The 22,514-nt window shown below is 73.3% G+C and carries 17 protein-coding genes; 12 read left to right on the forward strand and 5 right to left on the reverse strand.

Translation table 11 applies throughout. From position 1 onward, the window contains the following. The first annotated feature begins 130 nt into the window (after positions 1-130). A complete protein-coding gene (locus ACIA8F_RS31145) occupies positions 131-1,486 on the forward strand; it encodes an ROK family protein (RefSeq protein WP_399383783.1) in 1,356 nt (451 codons plus the stop codon). A 246-nt stretch (positions 1,487-1,732) separates the two neighbouring features. Here the strand turns inward: ACIA8F_RS31145 and ACIA8F_RS31150 are convergent, their stop codons facing one another. After that, complete coding sequence (locus tag ACIA8F_RS31150; RefSeq protein WP_399383784.1) at positions 1,733-2,314, reverse strand: hypothetical protein; 582 nt, start codon at positions 2,312-2,314, stop codon at positions 1,733-1,735. A 289-nt stretch (positions 2,315-2,603) separates the two neighbouring features. On the opposite strand from ACIA8F_RS31150, the gene ACIA8F_RS31155 reads away from it, so the two are divergent. The 4 genes from ACIA8F_RS31155 to ACIA8F_RS31170 all read left to right on the forward strand — a co-directional run bounded on the left by ACIA8F_RS31155 (position 2,604) and on the right by ACIA8F_RS31170 (position 10,415). Beyond that, the gene (locus tag ACIA8F_RS31155; RefSeq protein ID WP_399383786.1) at positions 2,604-4,370 is read left to right on the forward strand and encodes a glycosyltransferase family 2 protein; all 1,767 of its coding nucleotides are present in this window, start codon (positions 2,604-2,606) and stop codon (positions 4,368-4,370) included. Between the two features lie 17 nt (positions 4,371-4,387). Further along, positions 4,388-7,423, forward strand: a complete 3,036-nt coding sequence (locus ACIA8F_RS31160) for an SGNH hydrolase domain-containing protein (protein WP_399383788.1) — start codon at positions 4,388-4,390, stop codon at positions 7,421-7,423. A 109-nt stretch (positions 7,424-7,532) separates the two neighbouring features. Then, complete coding sequence (locus ACIA8F_RS31165; RefSeq protein ID WP_399383789.1) at positions 7,533-8,261, forward strand: SOS response-associated peptidase; 729 nt, start codon at positions 7,533-7,535, stop codon at positions 8,259-8,261. A 339-nt stretch (positions 8,262-8,600) separates the two neighbouring features. Further along, on the forward strand, positions 8,601-10,415 hold the full coding sequence (locus tag ACIA8F_RS31170; RefSeq protein ID WP_399383790.1) for an IPT/TIG domain-containing protein: 1,815 nt from the start codon (positions 8,601-8,603) through the stop codon (positions 10,413-10,415). 97 nt (positions 10,416-10,512) lie between these two features. On the opposite strand, the gene ACIA8F_RS31175 is transcribed toward ACIA8F_RS31170, so the two are convergent. Then, complete coding sequence (locus ACIA8F_RS31175) at positions 10,513-11,139, reverse strand: TetR/AcrR family transcriptional regulator (RefSeq protein WP_399383792.1); 627 nt, start codon at positions 11,137-11,139, stop codon at positions 10,513-10,515. 196 nt (positions 11,140-11,335) lie between these two features. On the opposite strand from ACIA8F_RS31175, the gene ACIA8F_RS31180 reads away from it, so the two are divergent. The 3 genes from ACIA8F_RS31180 (at position 11,336) to ACIA8F_RS31190 (ending at position 14,751) form a co-directional block, all read left to right on the forward strand. After that, complete coding sequence (locus ACIA8F_RS31180; protein ID WP_399383793.1) at positions 11,336-12,838, forward strand: APC family permease; 1,503 nt, start codon at positions 11,336-11,338, stop codon at positions 12,836-12,838. 8 nt (positions 12,839-12,846) lie between these two features. Further along, positions 12,847-13,722, forward strand: coding sequence for a carbon-nitrogen hydrolase family protein (locus tag ACIA8F_RS31185; protein ID WP_399383795.1), 876 nt, complete (start codon positions 12,847-12,849; stop codon positions 13,720-13,722). 138 nt (positions 13,723-13,860) lie between these two features. Beyond that, complete coding sequence (locus tag ACIA8F_RS31190; protein WP_399383796.1) at positions 13,861-14,751, forward strand: aminoglycoside phosphotransferase family protein; 891 nt, start codon at positions 13,861-13,863, stop codon at positions 14,749-14,751. 4 nt (positions 14,752-14,755) lie between these two features. Here ACIA8F_RS31190 and ACIA8F_RS31195 read toward each other — a convergent pair whose 3' ends face one another. The 3 genes from ACIA8F_RS31195 to ACIA8F_RS31205 are packed head-to-tail and all read right to left on the reverse strand — an operon-like array spanning position 14,756 to position 17,681. Further along, positions 14,756-15,508, reverse strand: a complete 753-nt coding sequence (locus ACIA8F_RS31195; protein ID WP_399383872.1) for an amino acid ABC transporter ATP-binding protein — start codon at positions 15,506-15,508, stop codon at positions 14,756-14,758. Between the two features lie 23 nt (positions 15,509-15,531). Further along, positions 15,532-16,497, reverse strand: a complete 966-nt coding sequence (locus tag ACIA8F_RS31200) for an ABC transporter substrate-binding protein (RefSeq protein WP_399383798.1) — start codon at positions 16,495-16,497, stop codon at positions 15,532-15,534. Further along, positions 16,494-17,681 carry an LLM class flavin-dependent oxidoreductase gene (locus ACIA8F_RS31205; RefSeq protein WP_399383800.1) on the reverse strand — a complete coding sequence of 396 codons (1,188 nt, stop codon included), beginning with the start codon at positions 17,679-17,681 and terminating at the stop codon, positions 16,494-16,496. Before ACIA8F_RS31205 ends, ACIA8F_RS31200 begins: the two co-directional genes overlap by 4 nt. A gap of 691 nt (positions 17,682-18,372) precedes the next feature. Between ACIA8F_RS31205 and ACIA8F_RS31210 the strand changes: the two genes are divergently transcribed. From ACIA8F_RS31210 to ACIA8F_RS31225, 4 genes are all read left to right on the forward strand, one after another. Further along, complete coding sequence (locus tag ACIA8F_RS31210) at positions 18,373-19,377, forward strand: amino acid ABC transporter permease (protein ID WP_399383802.1); 1,005 nt, start codon at positions 18,373-18,375, stop codon at positions 19,375-19,377. A gap of 200 nt (positions 19,378-19,577) precedes the next feature. After that, the gene (locus ACIA8F_RS31215) at positions 19,578-20,540 is read left to right on the forward strand and encodes an amino acid ABC transporter permease (protein ID WP_399383805.1); all 963 of its coding nucleotides are present in this window, start codon (positions 19,578-19,580) and stop codon (positions 20,538-20,540) included. Continuing rightward, positions 20,537-21,337 (forward strand): amino acid ABC transporter ATP-binding protein, encoded by an 801-nt coding sequence (locus tag ACIA8F_RS31220; RefSeq protein ID WP_399383807.1) that lies wholly within the window; start codon positions 20,537-20,539, stop codon positions 21,335-21,337. The genes ACIA8F_RS31215 and ACIA8F_RS31220 overlap by 4 nt, the downstream gene beginning before the upstream one ends. 109 nt (positions 21,338-21,446) lie before the next feature. Beyond that, on the forward strand, positions 21,447-22,475 hold the full coding sequence (locus tag ACIA8F_RS31225; protein ID WP_399383808.1) for a transporter substrate-binding domain-containing protein: 1,029 nt from the start codon (positions 21,447-21,449) through the stop codon (positions 22,473-22,475). Positions 22,476-22,514: the final 39 nt, after the last annotated feature.

The following is a 22,514-nucleotide window of genomic DNA, read 5'->3' on the forward strand; positions in this document are numbered from 1 at the left end:
AATTAGTTTGGTTAGGATCTGAATTAATGAGGGCTCCGTCAACCCCGCGCACCGGATGCGCGCCGGAACGGGGAGGCGGGACCGGGGTCCACGGATGGCAGACTCTCGGGGACGGCAGTGAGGAGTACCGGTGAGGACTGATCCGCGAAGCACGGAGCTCAGCGGCGGGGGCGGGCGCAGTGGCGACGAGGGCAGGCGCGGTGACGACGAGGGCGGGCGCGGCGGTTCCGGCTTCGGCCCCGTCGTGATCAACGGCCCCGCCCGGCCCGCCGGGAGGGCCTCCATCCGCCGGGCCAACCTCGGGCTCGTGCTGCGCCTCCTGCGCGACTCCGGGCCGCGGTCCCGCGCGCGGATCGCCGATGACGCGGGGCTGCCGCGGCCCACGGTCACGGGCCTGGTCACCGAGCTCATCGAACTCGGGCTGCTCCGCGAGGGGGACGCCGAGCGGGACGGCTCGGTCGGCCGTCCCGGCCAGAGCGTCCGGATCGACGGCCGCGCGTTGTGCGGGATCGGCCTGGAGATCAACGTCGACTACCTGGCCGCCGTCGCCCTGACCCTGGGCGGGGACACCGTGTTCGAACGGCGGGTCGCCATGGACGTCCGCGGCGCCGGGCCCGAGGCCGTTCTGGACTGCGCCGCCGGACTGGTCCGCGAGGCCCTCGACGTGCTCGACGCCGCCGCGATCGCCACGGCCGGGGTCACCGTCGCCGCCCCCGGAGTCGTCGACATCGCCGCGGGGACCGTGGTCTACGCCGCGAACATCGGCTGGCACGACGTCCGGGCGGTCGGCGGGATCCGCTCCCGCCTGGGGCGCGGGGCTCCCCCGCTGCGCCTGGAGAACGACGCGAAGCTCGGCGCGGTGGCCGAGTACCTGGAGGCCTCCGCGGCCGGCATCCACGACCTCATCTACGTCACCGGTGAGACGGGCGTGGGCGGCGGCATCATCAGCGGCGGCCGGCTCCACCGGGGAGCCGCCGGGTTCGCCGGGGAGATCGGCCACATGCCGCTCGACCCGGGCGGCGCGCTCTGCGCCTGCGGGCGCCGGGGCTGCTGGGAGACGATGGTCGGCCTCACGGCCCTGCTGCGGCACGCCGCCGCCCCCGGGGATCCGGTCCACGACCCCTCCCTCGACCTGGAGGCCCGGCTGACGGACCTGCAGGGCCGGGCCGCCGCCGGGGACGCCCGCACGCTGGAGGCCCTGGACCGGGTCGCCGACGGTCTCGGCCTCGGGCTGGCGCTGCTGGCGGACGTCCTGAACCCGCGCGCGGTGGTGCTCGGCGGCTACTTCACCTACTTCGGGGACCGGCTGGCCCCGCGGGTGGAACGGATGATGGCCGAGCGGGTGATGGCTCCGGACACGGGCGGCTGCCGCCTCCTGCTGTCCACCCTCGGCTTCACCGCTCCGGCCCGCGGCGGCGCCCTCCTCGCCCTCGACCCGGTGTACGAGGACCCGGCCCGGACGGTGGCGACGGCGAAGGGGGCCTGAGACCCCCCGGGCCCCGCCCGCGGCGCGGGCGGGGGCTCAGGAACCGCGGCACGGGCGGCGGCTCACGCACCTCGTCACGGGCGGCGGCTCACGCACCTCGTCACGGGCGGCGGCTCACGCACCTCGTCACGGGCGGCGGCTCACGCACCTCGTCACGGGCGGCGGCTCGGGAACCGCGCGCCCGGCGGCGCCTCAGCAACCGCGGGACCGGCAGCGCCTTGCGCTCCCGGCAGCGGCTCACGCCCCTCAGGTCCAGAACGGCCGGGCCAGGAGGGCCGCGGCGCGCACCGCGGCCCCGTCCAGGACCAACGCGGCGTCCCGCAGTCCGCGTTCCGGCCAGGCGCACGACACCGTGAGCGGCCCCGGCGGCGGCAGCGGCCAGGTCCACAGCGACATGCGTACGTCCCCGCCGCCCTCCGGGCCGCCCCAGGAGCCCTCGTAGCCGCTGACGAACATCACGGGGCCGCGCCCGTCCCGCAGTCCGGTCTCGTCGTCCTGCTCCACGACACCGCCGTCGCCGAGCCGCAGGCGGAAGGCCGGCCAGGCGAAGTCCGGTGCGAGATCCGCGGGGTCGGGCACCGGGCCGCCGGGCGGCGCGGACGGACCGGGGGCCGAGGGCGGAGCAGAAGGCGAGGAGGCGCCGCGCGCGTGGGCTTCCACCTCGATCTCCAGCCCGGCCGGGTAGGCCAGGACGTGCCGGACCACCACCACGACCCCGTCCGTCCGGGCGATGACCGCCGGTCCCGCGACGTGCCCACCGACCATCCTCGGCGGCCCGTGCCACTCGGGCGGATCGTACGCACTTCCCCTGTCCGAATCCTCAAGCACGGCCAGAGCGTAGCCGGTTGGAGCCACGCGGGGGAGGTCGAAGGGGAAGAGGACGCGCGGCCGCCCGGCCACGCAAGTCTTCGGTGTCTGTTCACTCCCCCGTGACCTGCATCTTCCCGGCGGTAGACGGCGCTGCCGATGGAATGACCGAGGCAAAGGTCTAGACCGGCTGAGATGCGCCAATCCCGTGGCCGATTACCCGTGTTGGCCGTGCGGAAACAAATGGTCTATACCTCTGGCGCTATGGTGGCCATCTGAAACGGGCGCATAAACAGCCGTGGGGGGCTTTATGACCTTTCATCATCTTCCGCAACCTCCTTCCGACGAGGAGCTCTACTGGTACTTCGGCCCGCAACGCCGCTGGGTCCTGATCAGCACGAGCCTCGCCTTCGTCTTCACCGCGGCGACCATGTTCACCTTCGCGCTGCGCACTCCGGCCCTGTGGGCCTTCCTCGCCGTCCTCGGGCTGAACCTCGTCGCCCTCGTGCTCTCCTCGGTGAACAGCCTGCGCCAGCGCAGACTGACCCGGCCCTCGCACGAGGTGCTCGTCCGCGCCTGGCAGCCCGCCCGACTGCCGGGCGTGGACCTGTACTTGCCGACCTGCGGCGAGCCGCTCCCGGTCCTGGACAACGCCTACCGCGCGGTCTCGGCCGTCGACTGGCCCGGGGCGCTGACCACATGGGTCCTGGACGACGCCGACCGTCCCGAAGTCGCCGCGCTGGCGGCCTCGTACGGGTACGAGTACGTCGTACGGCCCGACCGTGGGCACCTAAAGAAGGCCGGGAACCTCAATCACGCCCTGACGCTGAGCAGCGCCGAGTACATCGCCATCCTCGACGCCGACTTCGCGCCCCGGCCGGACTTCCTGCGCCATCTCGTGCCCTATCTGGCCGACCCGGCCGTCGGGATCGTGCAGAGCCCGCAGTGCTTCGACACCGACGGGTCCATGGGGTGGATCCAGCGGGCCGCGGGCTCCGCCCAGGAGTGGTTCTTCCGCTGGATCCAGCCCTCGCGGGACGCCAGCGACGCCGCCATCTGCTGCGGCAGCAACGCCGTCTACCGGCGCGCCGCCATCGACCTGGCCGGCGGCTTCGCCCGCCTCGACCACAGCGAGGACCTGTACACCGGCCTCGCCCTGCACGCGGAGGGGTTCCGCACCCTGTACGTGCCGGTGCTGGTCGCCAAGGGCACCTCCCCCGACGAGGTCACCTCCTTCGTCAACCAGCAGTACCGGTGGGCGATGGGCAACCTGCACCTGCTCACCTCGCCCGTGCTGCGGAAGATGGGCGCGCCCTGGCGGATGCGGCTGTGCTTCTACGAGGGCGTCGTCGGTTACCTGGCCGCCGCCGTGAACACCTTCGCGGCGCCGCTGCCGCCGCTGGTGATGATGTTCTGGTACCCGGACGACATCCGGCCCTGGCACGTCCTGCCGCTGCTCGCCCCGCTGTGGCTCTGGCACGTGCTGCTGCCGCGGATCAGCCGGACCCGCTGGCGGGTGGAGGTGATCCGGGCCAACGTCCTGACGAGCGTCGCCGCCGCCACCGCCTTCCTGCACACGCTGCGCGGCCGCAGCGCCGACTGGGTGCCCACCGGCACCCGTGGCCCCGCCCGTTCCGGCGGCATGGCCCGCCGGGTGGTGGGCGTGTCCCTGCTCTGGCTGGTCCTCTCCAACGGCGCGGCCGCGGCGGGTCTGGCGCTGGCCGTGGTCCGCAACGGCTGGGAGCCCAACTGGGGCCTGCTGCTCTACTTCCTGGTGCAGTGCCAGATCAACGGCCCCCTCGTCCGGGACCTGTTCGCCGAGCTCCGGCCCGCGACGGCTGCCGGGGGCCTTCCCGGCGACGCCGCCCGGGACGGCTCGGCCGCGGCCGGGGCGGCTCCGGCCGGGGGCCGCGCCCGTGCCCGCGCCCGCAGCCTCGTAGCGGCCTTCGCCGGCCGCTCCCGCACCGGGGTGCTGCCGCGCCGCTGGCCCGAGACCCTCGCCGCCTCGGCGGTGCTCCTGCTCACCGGCCTGCTGGCCTCCGGATGGGTCAACCCCATGCTTCCCTGGCTGAGTTGAAAGGCTCCACGAAAACCATGCACTCCCCCGCCCCATCCCCTCATCCTGCTCCCGCCCCCGTCCCGTCCTCCGCGCCGCCCCGCGCCCGGTCCTCCGCAACGCCCTCCGGCGGGGAGTCAGGGCCCAGCCCGCACCGGTCCGCGTTCCGTCCCGACATCGAGGGGCTGCGCGCCGTGGCCGTCCTCGCGGTCCTCGCCTTCCACGCCGGGATTCCGGGACTCGCGGGCGGCTTCGTCGGGGTGGACGTGTTCTTCGTCGTCTCCGGCTACCTCATCACCGGGCTGCTCGTCCGCGAGGCGATCACCACCGGCCGGATCCGGCTCCTGGACTTCTTCTCCCGGCGGGCCCGCCGGCTCCTGCCGTCCGCCGCCGTCGTCCTCGCCGCGGTGGCCCTGGCCGGGGCCTGGCTGACCGTCCCGCTGCGCCGCGCCGACCTGGAGCAGGACGTGGTCGCGGCGGCCCTGTCCGCCGCCAACTGGCGGTTCGTCGCCCAGCGGACCGACTACCTCGCCGCCGGGCACGAGCAGAGCCCGCTGCTGCACTTCTGGTCCCTAGCCGTCGAGGAGCAGTACTACCTCCTGTGGGCGCCCCTGCTCGCCCTGATCGTGCTCGGTACGGCCCGTGCCGTACGCCGCGGCCGCGCCGTGCGCTCCGCCGTGGCCCTGGCCGCCGTACCGGTGGTGCTCGCCTCGTTCGCGCTGTCCCTGCACTGGACCGAGCAGTCGGCCGCCCTCGCGTACCTCGCCACGCCCTCGCGGGTCTGGCAGTTCGGTGCCGGCGCGCTGGTGGCCCTGCTGCCCTGGCACCTCATGCGCGGCCCGCGCCCGCTGCGGCTGCTGTGCGGCTGGGCCGGGGGCGCGGCCGTCGTCGGGAGCGCCGTCGCCTACGACGCGGCCACGCCCTACCCCGGCTACGCGGCCCTGGTCCCGACCCTGGGGGCGGCCGCCGTCATCCTCGCCGCGATCCCCGGCCGGGGCGAGCGCAGCGCGCCGGGCAGCTTCGGGATCGGCCGGCTGCTCGCGGGCCGCGCTCCCCGGGCGGTCGGGCGGCTCTCGTACACCCTGTACCTGTGGCACTGGCCGGTGCTCGTCCTCGCCGAGGCGCACTTCGGCCCCCAGGACTGGCCGGTGAAGGCCGCGCTCACCCTGGCCTCCGCACTGCCCGCCTACGCCACCATGCGCTGGGTCGAGCAGCCGCTGCGTCGCAGCCGCACCGTCTCCGAACTCCCGCGCCGCGGCCTGTCGGTGGGCATCACGGCCGTGGTCCTGCCGGTGGTGCTCGCGCTGGTGGTGGGCACCACGACGCTGAACCTGCTGGGTCCCGCGACGCCGGTCCGCGCGGCCGGTCTGCCCCCGGGCGCCGACTCCGGCCCGCACCTGCTCGCCCGTACGGGCTCCGCGCCGCTGGGGGCGGGGCCGGTCGTACCCGCCCCCGCGCAGGCGCGGGCGGACTTCCCGCCGGACGGGGACTGCGAGGTGGCCCCGGCCGCGACCCGCAGCCCGGACTGCCTGTTCGGCGCGGTGGACAGCCCGGACCGGATCGTGCTGCTCGGTGATTCGCACGCCGGCCAGTGGTTCTCCGCGGCACTGGCGATGGCCTCGCAACGAGGCTGGGCACTCCAGGAGTTGGTGAAGCAGGGCTGCCCCTTGCCACAGCTCGCCGTGGACAGTCCGCAGCTCGGCCGCGCCTACCGGGAGTGCGACACCTGGCGCGCCGACAGCCTGCAGCGGCTGCGGCAGCAGCCGAAACCCCGGCTCATCGTGATCTCCTCGCTCAACCGCTACACCGCCGACTCAGGGCTGCTCGCCGAGGGCTGGGAGAAGACCCTCGCATCACTGCGGGCGATCGGTGCCCCGATCGTCTACATCGAGGACACCCCCGTACCGGGTACGGACGTCCCCGCGTGCGTCTCCGGCAGCCCCGAGGAGCCCGAGGCCTGCGCGTTCAGCCGTGCGAGCTCCCGGCAGCCCGATCCGCTGGCCCGGCGGATCGCCGCCGGCGCCCTGCCCGGAGTCCGCGCCGTGAGCGTGAACCCGGTCCTGTGCCCGGGCGACGGGCCGACCTGCCCGGCCGTGCTGGACCGGATCCTGCTCTACCGCGACGACGCCCACCTGACCAATGCGGCGGTCGTCGTGCTGACCCGGCGGCTGGAACGGCTGCTCACGGATTCCGGGGCGCTGCCCGCCACTGGCGGGGCCGGGGCCGCATCGCCGGCGCCGGCGTCCGGGGAGGCGCGGCCGGCCGGGTGGACCGAGGTGTTCCGGGACGAGTTCGACGGTCCCGCGGGCACCCCTCCGTCCTCCGCCAACTGGCTGCACGACACCGGTACGTGCTATCCGGGATGCCCCGCCCCCCAGTGGGGCACGGGCGAGATCGAGACGATGACCGACTCCACCGACAACGTCCGCCTCGACGGCAGGGGCGCACTGGAGATCGTCCCCACCCGCACCGGCGGCGCGTGGAGCTCGGGCCGCATCGAGACCCGGCGCGCCGACTTCGCGGCGCCGGCCGGCGGGATCCTGCGGATCGAGGCCGCGATCGCCCTGCCCGGGGTGACCGGGGCCGGGGCGGCCGGCTACTGGCCGGCGTTCTGGACCCTCGGGGCGCCGCTGCGCGACGGCTACACCGGCTGGCCGGGCGTCGGGGAGCTCGACATCATGGAATCGGTCAACGGCCGGGACAGCGTCTTCGCGACCATGCACTGCGGCACCCTCGAAGGCGGGCCGTGCCGGGAGCCGGCGGGCCTGAGCTCGGGCCCGCAACCCTGCGCTGACTGCCGTACGGGCTTCCACGCGTACGCCGTCGAGGTCGACCGCTCCCCCGGCGCCGAGGAGGTGCGCTGGTACCTGGACGGCCGGATGCACCACCGGGTGGCGGCCTCCCAGCTGGACCCGGACACCTGGAAGCGGGCGGTGGACCACGGCCTGTTCCTGATCCTCAACGTGGCCATCGGCGGCGGCCTCCCCCAGGCCGACGGCGCCACCCCGGGCCCGGACACCGAACCGGGCCACCCGATGCGGGTCGACCGGGTGACGGTCTCCACCCGGGGGTGAGGTCTCAGCCCCCGCCCGGGCGTCGGCCCGCGCGGCACTCCGTCCGCGCTCCGCCCCGGATCCGTGATCTCTGCCCCGCCCACCCCCCGAAGGGTGGGACAGTGGAGGCATGTGTGGTCGATATGCCTCCTCGCGCGCACCGCAGGACCTCGCGGGGCTCTTCGATGCCCGGCTCGATCCCGGGCGGGAGCTGGGGCCCTCGTGGAACGTCGCGCCCACCGACGAGGTGTGGGCGGTGCTGGAGCGCGCCGACCGGGACACCGGGGAGCTCGGGCGGCAGCTGCGTCCGGTGCGGTGGGGTCTGGTGCCGTCCTGGGCCAAGGATCGCGCGGTGGGGTCGCGGATGATCAACGCGCGGGTGGAGACCGTGCACGAGAAGCCCGCGTACCGGCGGGCCCTGGCCAAGCGCCGGTGCCTGCTGCCCGCGGACGGTTTCTTCGAGTGGGTGGCCGTACCCGCCACCGGTGAGGCCAAGGCGTACAAGCAGCCCTACTTCATCCGGCCCGAGTCCGGCGCGGTCATGGCCATGGCCGGCCTGTACGAGTTCTGGCGCGATCCCGCCGTCGCCGACCGGGACGACCCGGACGCCTGGCTCACCACGGCCACGATCATCACCACCGAGGCCACCGACGCGGCTGGCCGCATCCATCCCCGCATGCCGCTCGCGCTCGATCCCGGCGACTACGAGGCCTGGCTGGATCCCTCGCACGAGGACACCACGGACCTGCGGGCCCTGCTGCACACCCCCGCGGGCGGGCGGCTCGCGGTGACCCCGGTCTCCACGGCCGTCAACAGCGTCCGCAACAACGGCGCCCACCTCGTCGATCCCACCGGCTGACGGCACGCCGAGACCCCGGCCCGCCGACACCTCAACCCCGCATCCTCTCGGAAATTCGTACGACTCGGGTGGCTGATTTCGGGGTTTCCAACGGTTTGACAGGACGATCCGGCATTTGGTGCCCGCCGCGCCCCGGCCGCTGCGATGCTTCCGCCGGTATCACTGGGCCGTCGTCGTTCCAACGGCCCCTGGCATACCGGCGAACGGGCGGCACCGCCGGACGACACCGCGTTCCGGTCCGTCGTACGGGAGCGTCCGGCCGCGGCTTCCCGGGAGTATGCGACTCCGGCCGCTGCCGGGCGGAGGCGAGAGGGGGAGACTTCGATGTCTTCGACTGCTGTGTTACATGGTCCGCGCGCCCAGTGGCGGCGACGCCTGCTGGCGGTGGCCGCGTCCTCGGCGCTGGCCGCGGGCGGTCTGACGGTGCTGGCGCCCCCGGCATCGGCGGAGGGGGTGTGCGGCGCCCCGGTCCTGGTGGGTGCCACGACGACGATCACGTGCACGGCGGGGGGTTCCGGGAGCGTCACCGTGCCCGAGGGCGTCTCCAGTGGTGTGGTCACCCTGGACGGCGCCGGGGGCGGGAACGCCGCGGACGGTACCGCCGGGGGCAAGGGCGCGCACCTCGTCGCGACGCTCCCCGCCACGCCCGGGCAGGTCTTCGCCGTGACCGTCGGCCGGCGCGGCGCCAACGGCACGCCGAGTGCGCAGTTCGGTGTGCCGGGGTTCGGCGGCGCCCTGGTCGCGGTGACCACCGACACCAACGTGCCGCTGCTGACGGCCGGTTCGGGCGGCGGCGCGGGCGGGGCCGGCATCGGCTCGCCCGCCTACCGGGGAGCGGCGGGCGGTGACAGCGGCCGGGCCGGAGCCAACGGCAACGGCCTGGTCCCCGACGCCGAAGGCGGGACGGGCGGCGGCCCGGGCACCGACACGGCCGGCGGTACCGGCGGGACCGGCGGGAACGGCGCGGACAACGAGGGCCCGAACGGCTCCGCGGGCGCCTACCCGAACGGCTCCGGCGGCGCCGCCGGGCAGGGCGTGTTCAGCCCCACGGGCGGCGGCGGCCGCGGCGGCGCCGGCTACGGCGGCGGCGGCCGGGGCGGGGCGGGCGGCAGATACGGCTCCACCGGCGGGGGCGGCGGGGGCGGGGGCGGCGGGTCCAGCCTGGTCTCCGGTACGGTTCCCGGCTCGTCCGTCACCCTGACGGACGGGGCCAACTCCGGTGACGGGCGGGTCGTGTTCGCCTTCACCCTCCCGCCCACGGTCACGGCCGTCTCCCCGGCCGCCGGACCGGCGGGCGGCGGTACGGCCGTGACGGTCACCGGCACCAACCTGACGGGCGCCGTCCTCACCTTCGGCGCGGGCAACCCCGCGACCGACGTGACGTGCACCGCGAGCTCGTGCACCGCCACGGCTCCGGCCGGGACCGGGACCGTTGACGTACGGGCGACGACTCCCGGCGGCACCAGCGAACCGTCCCCCGCGGGCCGTTACACCTACGTCCCCGTCCCCGTGGTGACCTCGCTCAGCCCCGCCACCGGCTCGACGGACGGCGGTACGGTCGTCACCGTCGGCGGCACGGGCCTGGACGGCGCCACCGCGATCGTCTTCGGGGCCGGCAACCCGGGCACCCACCTCTCCTGCACCGCCACGGCCTGCACCGCCACGGCGCCCGCCCACGCCGCGGGCCCGGTGGACGTACAGGTCACCACGCCCGGCGGCACCAGCGCCGTGACCGGCGCGGGCCGGTACACCTACCAGGTCCCGCCCGCCGACATCGACGTGGACCTGACCGCACAGCCCGGCCTGGGCCTGCTGGTCCCCTACCTCACCTACACCCTGACGGCCCGCAACACCGGTCCCGGTGGCGCCACTTCGGCCATCGTCACCGCGATCCTGCCGGCGGGCGCGTCCGCCAACACCCTGTCCCCGGGCTGCACGGCCGCCGGCTCCACCGTGACCTGCGCCTACGGGACCCTCGCCAACGGCGCCACCGCCACCAAGACCTTCCGGGTACCGCTGGGCCTGCTCTCACTGGGGCGCGTCTCGGTCTCCGCCACCCGTACGGCGTCCGCGCCGACCGACCCCAACCCGCTCAATGACAGCGCGACCGCCAGTTGCACGGTGATCTCGGTCCTCCTGGCCACCTGCCCCTGATCCCCCCGGGGCGTCCCCGCCAACGGGACGCCCCGCACCCCGGATTGCCGCCGGCCCGCCTCGTCACGAGGCGGGCCGGCGGTGCGTCAGGGCCCGGTCAGGAAGGTCCGGCCGCCGGCTCCTCGCCGGTCAGCTCGTGACCCGTGACGGCCCTGGCGTAGGAGCGCAGCGCCGCGATCACCTCGGTGCGCGTGCGGCGGCCGGCGAGCACCTCCATCTGGTAACCGTCCTCCATCGCGACGAAGTTCGCGGCGAGCAGCCGGGGCGGATCCTGGAGCACGAAGTGTCCCTGGGCCCGGCCGAGGACCAAGATGCCCGAGTACGCGGCGATCTGGCGTTCCGTCAGGGCGCTGTCGAGGGCTGCCGCCCGGGCGTCCCGCAGGCAGCGCGGCCAGTACTCGAAGAGCAGCCGGGTCAGCGTGTCGTCGGGGCCGCCGGCGACCCCGTGGTCGATGCAGGCCCGCAGCTTGTCGCGGGCGTCGCCGAAGCGGTCCGCGGCCTCCTCGCGCTCCCGGCTGTAGCGCTCGATGGCCTGCTGGTACGTGGAGTGGACCAGGGCGTCGAGATCGCCGTAGTAGAGCACCGCGGCGGGGGTGACCCCGGCCTCGTCGGCGACATCGCGCAGCCGCAGGCCCTCCAGTCCGCGCACCAGGACGGCCCGCTCCACCGCCTTGCCCAGCTCGGTCCGGCGGTTCTCCTTGCCGGTGCCCTTCCTGGCTGCCACTCCATCTCCTCCAGAGATCGAACGTCTAAATCTGTGTTTAACGATATCGCTCGACCCATTGACGGTCCAGGAGGGCCGGGTCTTAAATCTGCGTTTAACACGGCGTCTCTCCCACACGGCGTCTCTCCCACACCGCGTCTCTCCCACGCAGCGTCTCCCGCTCTGCGCTCCACACCTGCGGCCTCCAGGAGGCATCATGACCAACCCGACCGATACCGGGGCCAGAACCGGGCCGGCGCCCGCCCCCGTCGGCAAGGGGCTGCGCGGCGGCTCCGTGGGCCTGCTCGCCTCCGTCACCCTCGGGCTCTCGTCCGTGGCTCCGGCCTACAGCATCGCGGTCACCCTCGGCTTCGTGACGCTCGCCGTGGGGGACCTGGCTCCGGCCGCCCTGCTCCTGGGCTTCGTACCGATCCTGCTCACCGCGTTCGCCTTCCGCGAGCTGAACCGCGAGATGCCGGACTGCGGCACGAACTTCGTCTGGACCACCCGCGCCTTCGGACCGGTGGCGGGATGGTTCACCGGGGGCTGGGTCGTCATCGTCGCCACCCTCATCGCGATGACCGCCCTGTCCCAGGTCGGCGCGGTGTACCTGCTGAACCTGCTCGGCCTGCACTCCCTCGCCGGGAACGACGCCGCCGTCACGGTGACCGCGCTCCTGCTGCTGGCCGCGTGCACCCTGGTCTCCGTACGCGGGCTGCATCTGGCGGCCTCCGTGCAGTACGTGCTCCTCGGCCTGCAGATGGCGGCCCTGATCGGTTTCGGTGCGGCCGCCCTCGCCCGCGACGGCGCCGTCAGCCCCTCCCTGGACTGGCTCGACCCGAGTGCCTTCGACGGATTCGGCCCCTTCGCGGAAGCCGTCCTGCTCTGCCTGTTCATCTACTGGGGGTGGGACTCGCTGCTCGCCGCGAACGAGGAGACCCGGGACGGCGAGCGCGTGGCCGGGCAGGCGGCCGTCCTGTCCACCCTGCTACTCCTGGGCACCTACCTCTTCACCGCGTTCGCGGCCATCAGCTTCGCCGGGACCGGAACCACGGGCCTGGGCCTCGGCAATCCGGAGAACTCCGCCGACGTCCTCACCACCCTCGCCCCTCCCGTACTCGGCGGTGCGCTCGCCAAGGTGATGGAACTCGCCGTCTGCGTCTCGGCGGTCTCCGCCCTGCTCACCTGCCTCGTCGGAAACTCCCGCGGCACCCTGTCCATGGCCGCCCACGGAGCCCTGCCGCACGCCTTCTCCCGCGTCCACCCCCGGCACCGCACGCCCGCCTTCGGAACCCTGGCCTGCGGGGCGGCGGCGGCCGGCACGCTCATCCTGCTCCGGATCGTCTCCGCGGACATCCTCGGCGACGCCGTCCTCTGCGTCGGGCTGCTCATCGCCTGCTACTACGGCACCACCGCCCTGAGCTGCGTCTGGTACTTCCGGCGGAGCCTGGGCGACTCCCCCCGCAACCTGCTGCTGCGCGGCGTGCTGCCCCTGCTGGGCGGACTGCTGATGCTGGCCGCCTTCGCCCGCAGCGCCTACGACATGTACGACCCGGGCTACGGAAGCACCTCCTTCCACGGCGTCGGCGGGGTCTTCCTGCTCGGCGCCGGGGCCATCGCTGCGGGCACCCTCGCCCTGCTGGCCGCCCGCACCCGTTTCCCCCGCTTCTTCCGCGAAGGCCGCACCTCGGTCGTCGCGCTCACCCTCACCGAGGACTGACCACACCCATGCGCACTCTCGCCATCGCAGCCCTCCAGACCACACCCGTGGCCCACGACCTCGAAGCGACCTGGCAGCGTTTCAGCGACCAGGTCCGCGCCGCGCACGAGCTCTTCCCCCACGTCCAGCTCGTCATCGCCCCCGAACTCCTCCTCGCCGCCGAGGGACCGGTGCTGGCCCACGCACCCGACGACTGGATGGAGCGGGCGGCCGTCACGATCCCGGGACCGCTCACCGACCGGATCTGCGCCCTCGCCAGGGAGACCGGGCTGTGGCTGGTCCCCGGGAGCCTCTACGAACGCGCGGAGGACGGCCACGTCTACAACACCGCCCTGGCCGTCTCGCCCGAGGGGGAGGTCGTCGCCCGCTACCGCAAGGTCTTCCCCTGGCAGCCGTACGAGAAGGCCCGGCCCGGCCACGAGTTCACCGTCTTCGACATCCCCGGCATCGGCCGGGCGGGCCTGGCCATCTGCTACGACGGCTCCTTCCCCGAGACGGTCCGCCAACTCGCCTGGCTGGGGGCGGAGATCGTCCTCCAGCCCACCCTGACCCCCACCCGGGACCGGGAGATGGAACTGGTCTGCGCCCGTGCCAACGCCTGGACGAACCAGGTGTACGTGGTCAACGTCAACGCCGCCGACCCGGCGGGGGTCGGCGCCAGTGCGATCGTCGACCCCGAGGGCCTCGTCCGCCAGCAGGCCGGCCCCGGCGAGGAGGTGCTCGTCGACGTACTGGACCTCGACGCCGTCACCCGGGTGCGCCGCTACGGCTCCACCGGGATCAACCGGCCCTGGAACCAGCTCGCCCGGTACGGGGAATCGATCGCCCTCCCGATGTACGGCGGCGCGGCCTTCCGCACGCCGCACTGGCTGGAGGAGGAGTAGAGCGAGGGGCAGGAGCAAGAGGAACAGCCCCGGCCGCGTGGCCGCCGGGGCCGGAAATCCGGTCGACAGGCGGACTCCTGCACGGTGGGATGGCCCCGAGCGCCCGCCGTACGGAGCGGGCCGGACGGGGGAGCGTTCTTGGGACACGAAGCGGAGGCCGAGGCCCGCCCGGTCATCGACGGCACCCTCGTCAGGCGACTGGTCGACGCGCAGTTCCCCCAGTGGGCGGGGCTTCCCCTCCGGCTCCTCGACCCGGCCGGATCCGACCACGTGATCTACCGGCTGGGCCGGGAGCTGTCCGTCCGGCTCCCCCGCGGACCCGGGGTCGCCGGGCAGGCCGCCAAGGAAGCCGAGTGGCTGCCCCGGCTCGCCCCGCACCTGCCGCTGGCCGTATCGGTACCGGTGGCCCTGGGCCGGCCCGGCTTCGGATATCCGTGGCCGTGGTCGGTGTCCCGCTGGCTGGACGGCGAGGTGGCGACCGCCGCGGCGCTCGCCGACTCCTCCGAGGCCGCCCTGGACCTGGCGGGATTCCTGACGGCCCTGCAGCGGTTCGCGCCGCCGGACCGGGCCTTCCGGGCCGAAGCCGTCCAGGACGACCTGGCCGGCCGGGACCGGGCCACGCGGGCCGCCATCGCCGAGGTCTCGGGCGTGTTCGACGCACCGGCCATGACCGCCCTGTGGGAGGCGGCGCTGGGCGCCCCCGGCTGGGACCGGCCTCCGGTCTGGTTCCACGGGGACTTCCACACCGGCAACCTGCTGACCGCCGACGGCCGCCTCAGCGCGGTCATCGACTTCGGCGGGCTCGGAGTCGGCGACCCGGCCTGCGACCTGACCATCGCCTTCACCCTGATGTCGGCCCCCAGCCGGGCCGTCTTCCGCGGCGCGCTGGGCGTGGACGAGTCCACCTGGCTGCGCGGCCGGGGCTGGGCCCTGGCCACCGGCCTCAACGCCTACACGTACCACGCCGCGACCGACCCCCGGGTGGCCGCGCAGACCACCCGGCAGATCACCGCGGCGCTGGTCGGCTGATCCCTCACCACACCTTGGCGAGGAAGGCCCGGGTACGGGGGTGCTGCGGGTCGTCCAGGACGGCCCCGGGCGCTCCCTGCTCCACGACGACCCCGTCGTCCATGAACACGACGGTGTCGGCGACCTCCCGGGCGAAGCCGAGCTCGTGCGTGACGACGATCATGGTGGTGCCGGTGCGGGCCAGGTCCTTGATGACGTCCAGGACCTCGCCGACCAGTTCCGGGTCGAGCGCCGAGGTCGGCTCGTCGAAGAGCAGCACCTTCGGTTCGAGCGCGAGCGCCCGGGCGATCGCCACCCGCTGCTGCTGTCCTCCGGACAACTGGCGCGGGTAGGCGGCCGCCTTGTCGCTCAGGCCGACCCGCTCCAGCAGCCGGCGGGCCGTCGCCTCGGCCTCCTCCCGCGGCCGGCGCAGCGCGGAGACCGGGGCCTCGACGAGGTTCTCCAGCACGGTGAGGTGGGTGAAGAGGTTGAAGTCCTGGAAGACGAACCCGATGTGCGTGCGCTGCTTGAGCACCTCCTTGGCCTTGAGTTCGTACAGCTTGCCGCGGTGGCCCCGGTAGCCGATGAGCTCTCCGTCGACGCTGATCCAGCCGCGGTCGACCTTCTCCAGGTGGTTGATGGTGCGCAGGAGGGTGGACTTCCCCGAGCCGGACGGGCCCAGGATCACGGTGACCTCCCCGGAGCGGACCCTCAGGTCGACCCCGCGCAGCACCTCCAGGGGCCCGAAGCTCTTGTGGACCCCGTGGACCTCCACCATGGCCCGTCCGGGCTCGGGCCCGCTCACGTGTGCTCGGCCGGGTTGATCTGCGAGGTGTCGATCGCGGAGGACGCGGTGCCCCACTTCTTCAGGATCCGCGCGTAGGTGCCGTCCTTGATCAGTTCGTTGACGGCGGCCTGGAAGGCGGGGGTCAGCGGCGATCCCTTCTTGAAGGCGAAGCCCACGTCGAGGCGGTGGTACTCGCCGAGGAAGGTGGTCTGGGCGGCGGGTTGGGCCGCCTGGTAGCGCAGGCCGTTGATCGTCGACATGACCACGTCGATCCGGCCCTGCTGGAGGGCCGTGGTGACGGCCCCCGACTCGGAGAAGACCTTGACCTCGTACGGCTTCTTGCCGGCGGCCGCGCAGACCTCCTTCTTCGCGGTGAGGGTCTTCTCGAAGGTCGTGCCGGCGCCGGTGCCGATGATCAGCCCGCACAGCTGGGTGAGGTCGGAGACCTGTCCGGTCAGGGCGGTGTTGCCGGTCTTCACGGCGAAGCCCTGGCCGTCGTTGATGTAGGTGACGAAGTCCACGGACTTCAGGCGTTCGGCGGTGACCCCGAAGTTGCCCGTCCCGACATCGTACTTGCCGCTGCCGAGGGCGGGCAGGATCGTCTCGAAGGAGGCGTCCTGGCGCTCCAGTTTCACACCGAGGACCTTGGCCACCGCGGCGGCGATGTCGATGTCCTGGCCGGCCGGCGGCTTGTCCTGCCCGTTGGGGTAGTACGCCGACGGAGGCGCTCCGACGGAGCCGCCGATCCGCACGCTGCCCGCCTTGCGGACTTCCGGGGGCAGCAGGGCGGCGATCTGCTCCACCGCCCGCACGCCCGCGACCGGATCGTCGGCCGGCGCGGGCGAGACGAGGGCCGCGGCCGCCGGAGCGGTTGCCTCGCCGGATCCGCAGGCGGTCAGCGCGCTCAGCCCGGTCAGGACGGGCAGGAGCACGAGCGCGGTGCGCACCCGCCCGCGGAGCCCTCTCGCGTGGCGGCTCATGCGCGCACCGCCGTCAGGGTCTGGCGGAGCGAGCCGGTCTCGGTGCGGGCGCCGCCCGCGGCGTCCCGGGCGGCGGCCTCCCGGGCCGCGTCCCGCTGCGCGACCCCCTCGCGGACGAGGGGGATCACGTACCGGCCGAAGTCGATGGCGTCGTCGAGCAGGTCGTAGCCGCGGGCCGACAGGATGTCCACGCCGAGGTCGTAGTAGTCCAGCAGCGCCTGGGCCACCGTCTCCGGTGTGCCGACCAGGGCGTTGGAGTTGCCCGCGCCCCCGGTGGCGGCCGCGGTGGGGGTCCACAGGGCCCGGTCGTAGCGCTCCCCCGCCTCGGCGATGGCGATCAGACGCTGCGATCCGGTGTTCTGCGGCGCCGCGGCCTCCGTCACCCCGTTGCCGCGGTGGCGCTGGACCGTCCCCGCCGCCCTGCGCTCGCGGATGGCGCCCACCGTGCGGTGGGCCTTCTCCCAGGCCAGCTCCTCGGTCGGGGCGATGATCGGCCGGAACGCGACCTGGATGCGGGGCAGTTCGGTGCGGCCCGCGGCCAGCGCGGCCTCCCGTACGGCCTCGATCTGCTGGGCCGTCTGTTCCAGGGGCTCGCCCCAGAGGCAGTAGATGTCGGCCTCGGCGCCGCCGGCCGCGTAGGCGGCGGGCGAGGAGCCGCCGAAGGAAACGTTCGGGCGCGGCTGCTGGACGGGGAAGACGTCGCTGACGAAGTCGTGGAAACGATAGTGCTCGCCCTCGTGGTCGAAGGCCTCGTGAGTGGTCCAGATCTTCTTGACGATGCGGATGTACTCGCGGGTGCGGAAGTAGCGCTCGTCCTTGGTGAGGAGGTCGCCCTCGCGGCCCTGCTCGTGGTCGTTGCCGCCGGTGATGAAGTGGACGGCCAGCCGGCCGCCGCTGATCTGGTCGAGGGTCGCGAAGGTCTTGGCCGCGAAGGTGGGGTACGAGACGTTGGGCCGGTGGGCCAGCAGGAGTTGCAGCCGGTCCAGCTTGCCCGCGATGTACGCGGCGGCCGGCGCGGGGTCCGGCGTACCGGAGCCGTAGGCGAACAGGACCCGGTCCCAGCCGTTGTCCTCGTGCGCCCGGGCGAGGCGGAGCGTGTACTCCTTGTCGAAGGAGGCACCGGAGCGGGCGGTGGTTTCGGAGCCGTCGTTGGTGGCGGCTATGCCGAGGAACTCCACGGGCATGGGTGTGGCCTTTCGGAAGGTGCGGCGGATCGCCTCGTGGCAGGGTGAACCGGCCTCGGTGCGGCGGTGCGTGAGGCTCCGTCAGCCGCGCGGAAGGTGTGCGGGGGCGGAGGAAGGCGCGTGAGGTGCGGACATGGCGTGCGGGCATGGCGTGCAAGCGTGACGACGCAGGGCGTCGGGGATGCGGTGCGGCGGCAGCGCGCGTCCGGGTGCGCGGCGGCGTGAAGGCCTTGAGGCGGTCACGGACGGCACGACGGTGGCGCGAAGGGAAGAACTCGGCCCACGACGGGGTCACCGAGGGAGGGAAGGGCCGTTCAGGCAGCCCGCTGCCGCGTCAGGCGCAACAAGCCGCGGACCACACCCGACCGAAGTCGATGTAGTCGCGCGAGACCAGGCGCTGATGGGCATTCATGCGACTACTTGAACAGGACGAACTGCCGTTCGTCAAGCAACGGCCCGAATGCCGGACGCTCCGGTCCCCCGCCGGACCGGGCACCGTTGACACGGCCGTGCCGTCGGCGCATACGATCGACGGTGGACCGGATGCGCCGTGCACGGAGCCGGTCCGGCCGTGTTGAGGGACACGGCGAGCGTGACGACCGCACCCCTGTCCGGCGGCCCGGGCGTGCCCGCCCCACGCCGCCGGGCAGTCGTTGCCGCCCGCGATCCCTCCCATCCCCGGAGCACCTCCATGAGCACCGCTTCCGACGTTTCCCGCACGCCCGGATCACTCGACACCCTCGACGCCCTCGACGCCCTCGACACGGCCGTCCCCGGTACGGAGTCGCCGCCGATCGTGCCGCGCCGACGCGTGGGCCGCCAGGTGTCCGCCGCCGCGGCCCTGCTCGTCTTCGCCCTGGTGCTCGCCTCCGTCTTCCGCAACGACGCCTTCCAATGGGGTCTGGTCGGGCGGTACTTCACCACCTCCGCCGTGCTCGACGGGCTGCTGCTGACCCTCTGGCTGACCGCCGTGGTGATGGTGCTGGGCTTCCTGTTCGGCACCGTCCTCGCCGTGATGCGGCTGTCGGACAATCCGGTGCTGCGCACCCTGAGCTGGGGTTACGTGTGGATCTTCCGGTCCACACCGCTGCTGGTGCAGCTGCTGTTCTGGTTCAACATCGGCGCCCTGTACCCGACGCTGGGCCTGGGCATCCCCTACGGCCCGCAGCTGTTCACCGTCACCACGGTCAACCTGCTCGGCCCGACCCTGACGGCTGTCATCGGCCTGACCCTGCACGAGACCGCGTACGCCGCCGAGGTGGTCCGCGGCGGGATCCTCTCGGTGGACCCCGGCCAGACCGAGGCCGCGCAGGCGCTCGGGCTGAGCAGGCGCCGCACGCTGTACCGGATCGTGGTTCCCCAGGCGATGCGCTCCATCGTGCCGACCGCCGGGAACATGCTCATCGGCACCCTCAAGGGCACGAGCATCGTCAGCGTGCTGGCCGTGCACGACCTGCTGTACTCGGTGCAGTTGGTCTACAACCAGAACTACCAGGTCATCCCGCTGCTGATGGTGGCCACCCTCTGGTACGTCGCCGTGACCACCGTGCTGAGCGCGGGCCAGTACTACGTGGAGCGGTACTACGCGCGCGGCAGCTCCCGCGGCCTGCCGCCGACACCGCTGAAGCTGCTGCGCGTCCGGCTGGCCGGCCTGCGCGGCCGCCTGAACTCGGCCACCGCACCCGGCGGCCGCTGAGTTTCATTTCACGAACAGGCGTTGTGTGTACGGCGGATGAAATCGGAACACGATTTCACGCATGCGGATATCCAGGCCGTTGACACCCCTTCTCCGGGCTGCCTAGCTTACGCCGCAGATAAAAGATATCGGCGGCCTCTCCAGTCCTGCTTGACGGCTGCTTTTCGATTCTGCTCCTATTTCGAAGCCGTGGAGTGTCCTTGACCGAATCACTGCTCCTCTCCGCGCCCGCCGGCCCCACCGGGCCGCCGGGGCCGGCCGAGCGGGTCCTCCCGCTGCGCCGGCCCGGGCGGTGGGTGGCCGCCATCATCGTCCTGGTGCTGGTGTCGCAGGCCGCCCACGGGCTGATCACCAATCCCTTCTACCAGTGGGACCGGTTCGCGTACTGGTTCGCCCGCCCGGTGATCCTGGACGGGCTGCTCATCACCCTCCAGGTGGCCGCGTACAGTGCCGTCCTGGGTCTGGCCGGCGGCATCCTGCTGGCCCTCGGGCGGCTCTCGGGCAGCCCGGTGCTGCGGTCGGTGAGCTGGACCTACATCTGGCTCCTGCGTTCCGTGCCGCTGATCGTGGTCCTGCTCTTCCTCTACAACCTCAGCGCCCTGTACCCCACGCTCAGCATCGGCGTCCCGTTCGGCCCCGCCTTCGTGACCTTCGACGAGTCGCGGCTCGCCACCGACATGGCGGTCGCGGTGGTCGGACTGAGCCTGAGCGAGGCGGCGTACGCCGCCGAGATCGTCCGGGCCGGGGTGCTCTCCGTGGACCAGGGCCAGCACGAGGCGGCCGCGGCCCTGGGACTGCCCAGGCGCTACCAGTTCGCCCGGATCGTCTTCCCGCAGGCGCTCCGCTCCATCGTGCCCTCCTACGTCAACCAGCTGATCGGCCTGCTCAAGGCCACCTCCCTGGTCTTCTACGTCTCGCTGCTCGACCTGTTCGGCTCGGCCCAGAGCCTGGCCAGCACCTACCCCGGCGACGTGGTGCCGCTGCTGCTGGTGGCGACCGTCTGGTACGTGATCCTCACCAGTCTGGTCTCCGTCGTGCAGTACTACGTCGAGCGGTACTACGCCCGCGGAGCCCTGCGCACCCCGGTGCCCACTCCCCTCCAGCGGGCCCGGGCGGGCCTGCGCGACCTGGGGATCCGCTACCGGAAGGAGACGGCCCGATGACCGTGGACTCGACCACCGTCACCGCCGCGGCCCCGCCCGCGGCCGCCATCGAGGTGCACGACGTGCACAAGTGGTTCGGCGGCCGCCAGGTCCTGGACGGGGTGAACCTTACCGTCGCGCCCGGCACGGTCACCGTGATCCTGGGGCGTTCGGGATCCGGCAAGTCGACCCTGCTGCGGGTCCTCAACCATCTGGAGAAGCCGGAGGCCGGCCACGTCACCATCGGGGGCGAGCTGATCGGCGTCCAGCGGCACGGGGGCCGGCTCAAGGAGCTGCGGGAACGGGCGATCCTCGCCCAGCGCGGCCGCATCGGCTTCGTCTTCCAGAACTTCAACCTCTTCCCGCACCTCACCGTGCTGGACAACGTGGCCGCCGCCCCGGTGGCCACCGGCAGGCTGTCCCGGCCGCAGGCACAGGCCCTGGCGCAGGACCTGCTGCGCCGCGTCGGGCTCGGCGACCGCGGCGGGGCCTACCCGCGGCAGTTGTCCGGCGGGCAGCAGCAGCGGGTGGCCATCGCCCGGGCGCTCGCCCTGCGGCCGGGGGTCATCCTCTTCGACGAGCCCACCTCGGCGCTCGACCCCGAGCTGGTCGGCGAGGTGCTCTCCGTGATCAAGGACCTGGCCACCGGGGGCACCACCCTCGTGATCGTGACCCACGAGATCGGCTTCGCCCGCGAGGTCGCCGACGAGGTCGTCTTCCTCCACGAGGGCCGCATCGTCGAACAGGGTCCGCCCGCACAGGTGCTGGACCACCCCGCGCATCCGCGCACCCGGGAGTTCCTCAGCAAGGTGCTCTGACGGGTCTCCGGCGCATCACCCGGCCCGGCCGGCCGCGCCCCGGCCCCCATTCCTTCACCCTCACCGCCGCGGCCTTCCCCGTATCGCCGCACACCCGAAAGGCAACGCCATGCACCGCCCGTCCCTCCTGCGCAACAGACTCGTCCGCGGCCTCGGCGCCACGACCGCCGCCGTCGCCCTCGCCGCCGGACTCACCGCGTGCGGCGGTGACGCGAAGGCCTCCGGCGCCGCCGCGGGCTCCGGCTCGGACAAGGTGACCGTCGGCGCCTTCTCCAACGGGGCCGCCCAGCAGGCCGAGCTGTCCGCCCCGGTCGTCGAGTCCCTGCGCGCCCAGCTTCCCAAGGAGGTGCGCGACCGCGGTGAGCTGGTCATCGGGGTCGGCGCCCTGCCCGCCGGCTTCCCGCCCCTGGCCTTCGTCGGCACCGACCAGAAGACCCTGACCGGCGCGGAGCCCGACCTCGGCCGGCTGGTCGCCGCGACGCTGGGCCTGAAGCCCGTGGTGAAGAACTCCACGTGGGAGAACCTCTTCGTCGGCGTCGACAGCGGCAAGGTCGACGTGGCCTTCTCCAACGTCACGGTCACCGAGGAGCGCAAGAAGAAGTACGACTTCGCGTCCTACCGGCAGGACAACCTGGCCTTCGAAGCCCTGAAGGAGAACACCTGGGAGTTCGGCGGCGACTACCGCAACCTGGCGGGCAAGACGGTCTCCGTCAGCAAGGGCACCAACCAGGAGAAGATCCTCCTGGAGTGGCAGAAGAAGCTCCAGTCCGAGGGCAAGGACATCACGGTCAAGTACTTCCCCGACGCCAACAGCGTCTACCTGGCGCTGAGCGGCAAGAAGATCGACCTCAACTTCGGCCCGAACCCCTCGATCGCCTACCACATCACCCAGACCGCGAGCAGCAACGCCCCGACCCGCAACGCCGGTTCGTTCTCCGGTGCCGGCGAGTCCCTCCAGGGGCTGATCGCCGCGACCGCGAAGAAGGGCAGCGGACTGGCCGAGCCCGTGGCCGAAGCCATCAACCACCTGGCCAAGAGCGGCCAGTACCCGCAGCTCCTCACCGCCTGGAACCTCTCCAACGAGGCCGTGCCGACCTCCCTGGTGAACCCGCCCGGGCTGCCCACGACCAACTCCTGATCCTGCGGCCGGCCGTCCCCGGCCAGGTCAGGCATTCCA

The organism is Streptomyces sp. NPDC051563, assembly GCF_044454225.1.
GTDB lineage: Bacteria > Actinomycetota > Actinomycetes > Streptomycetales > Streptomycetaceae > Streptomyces.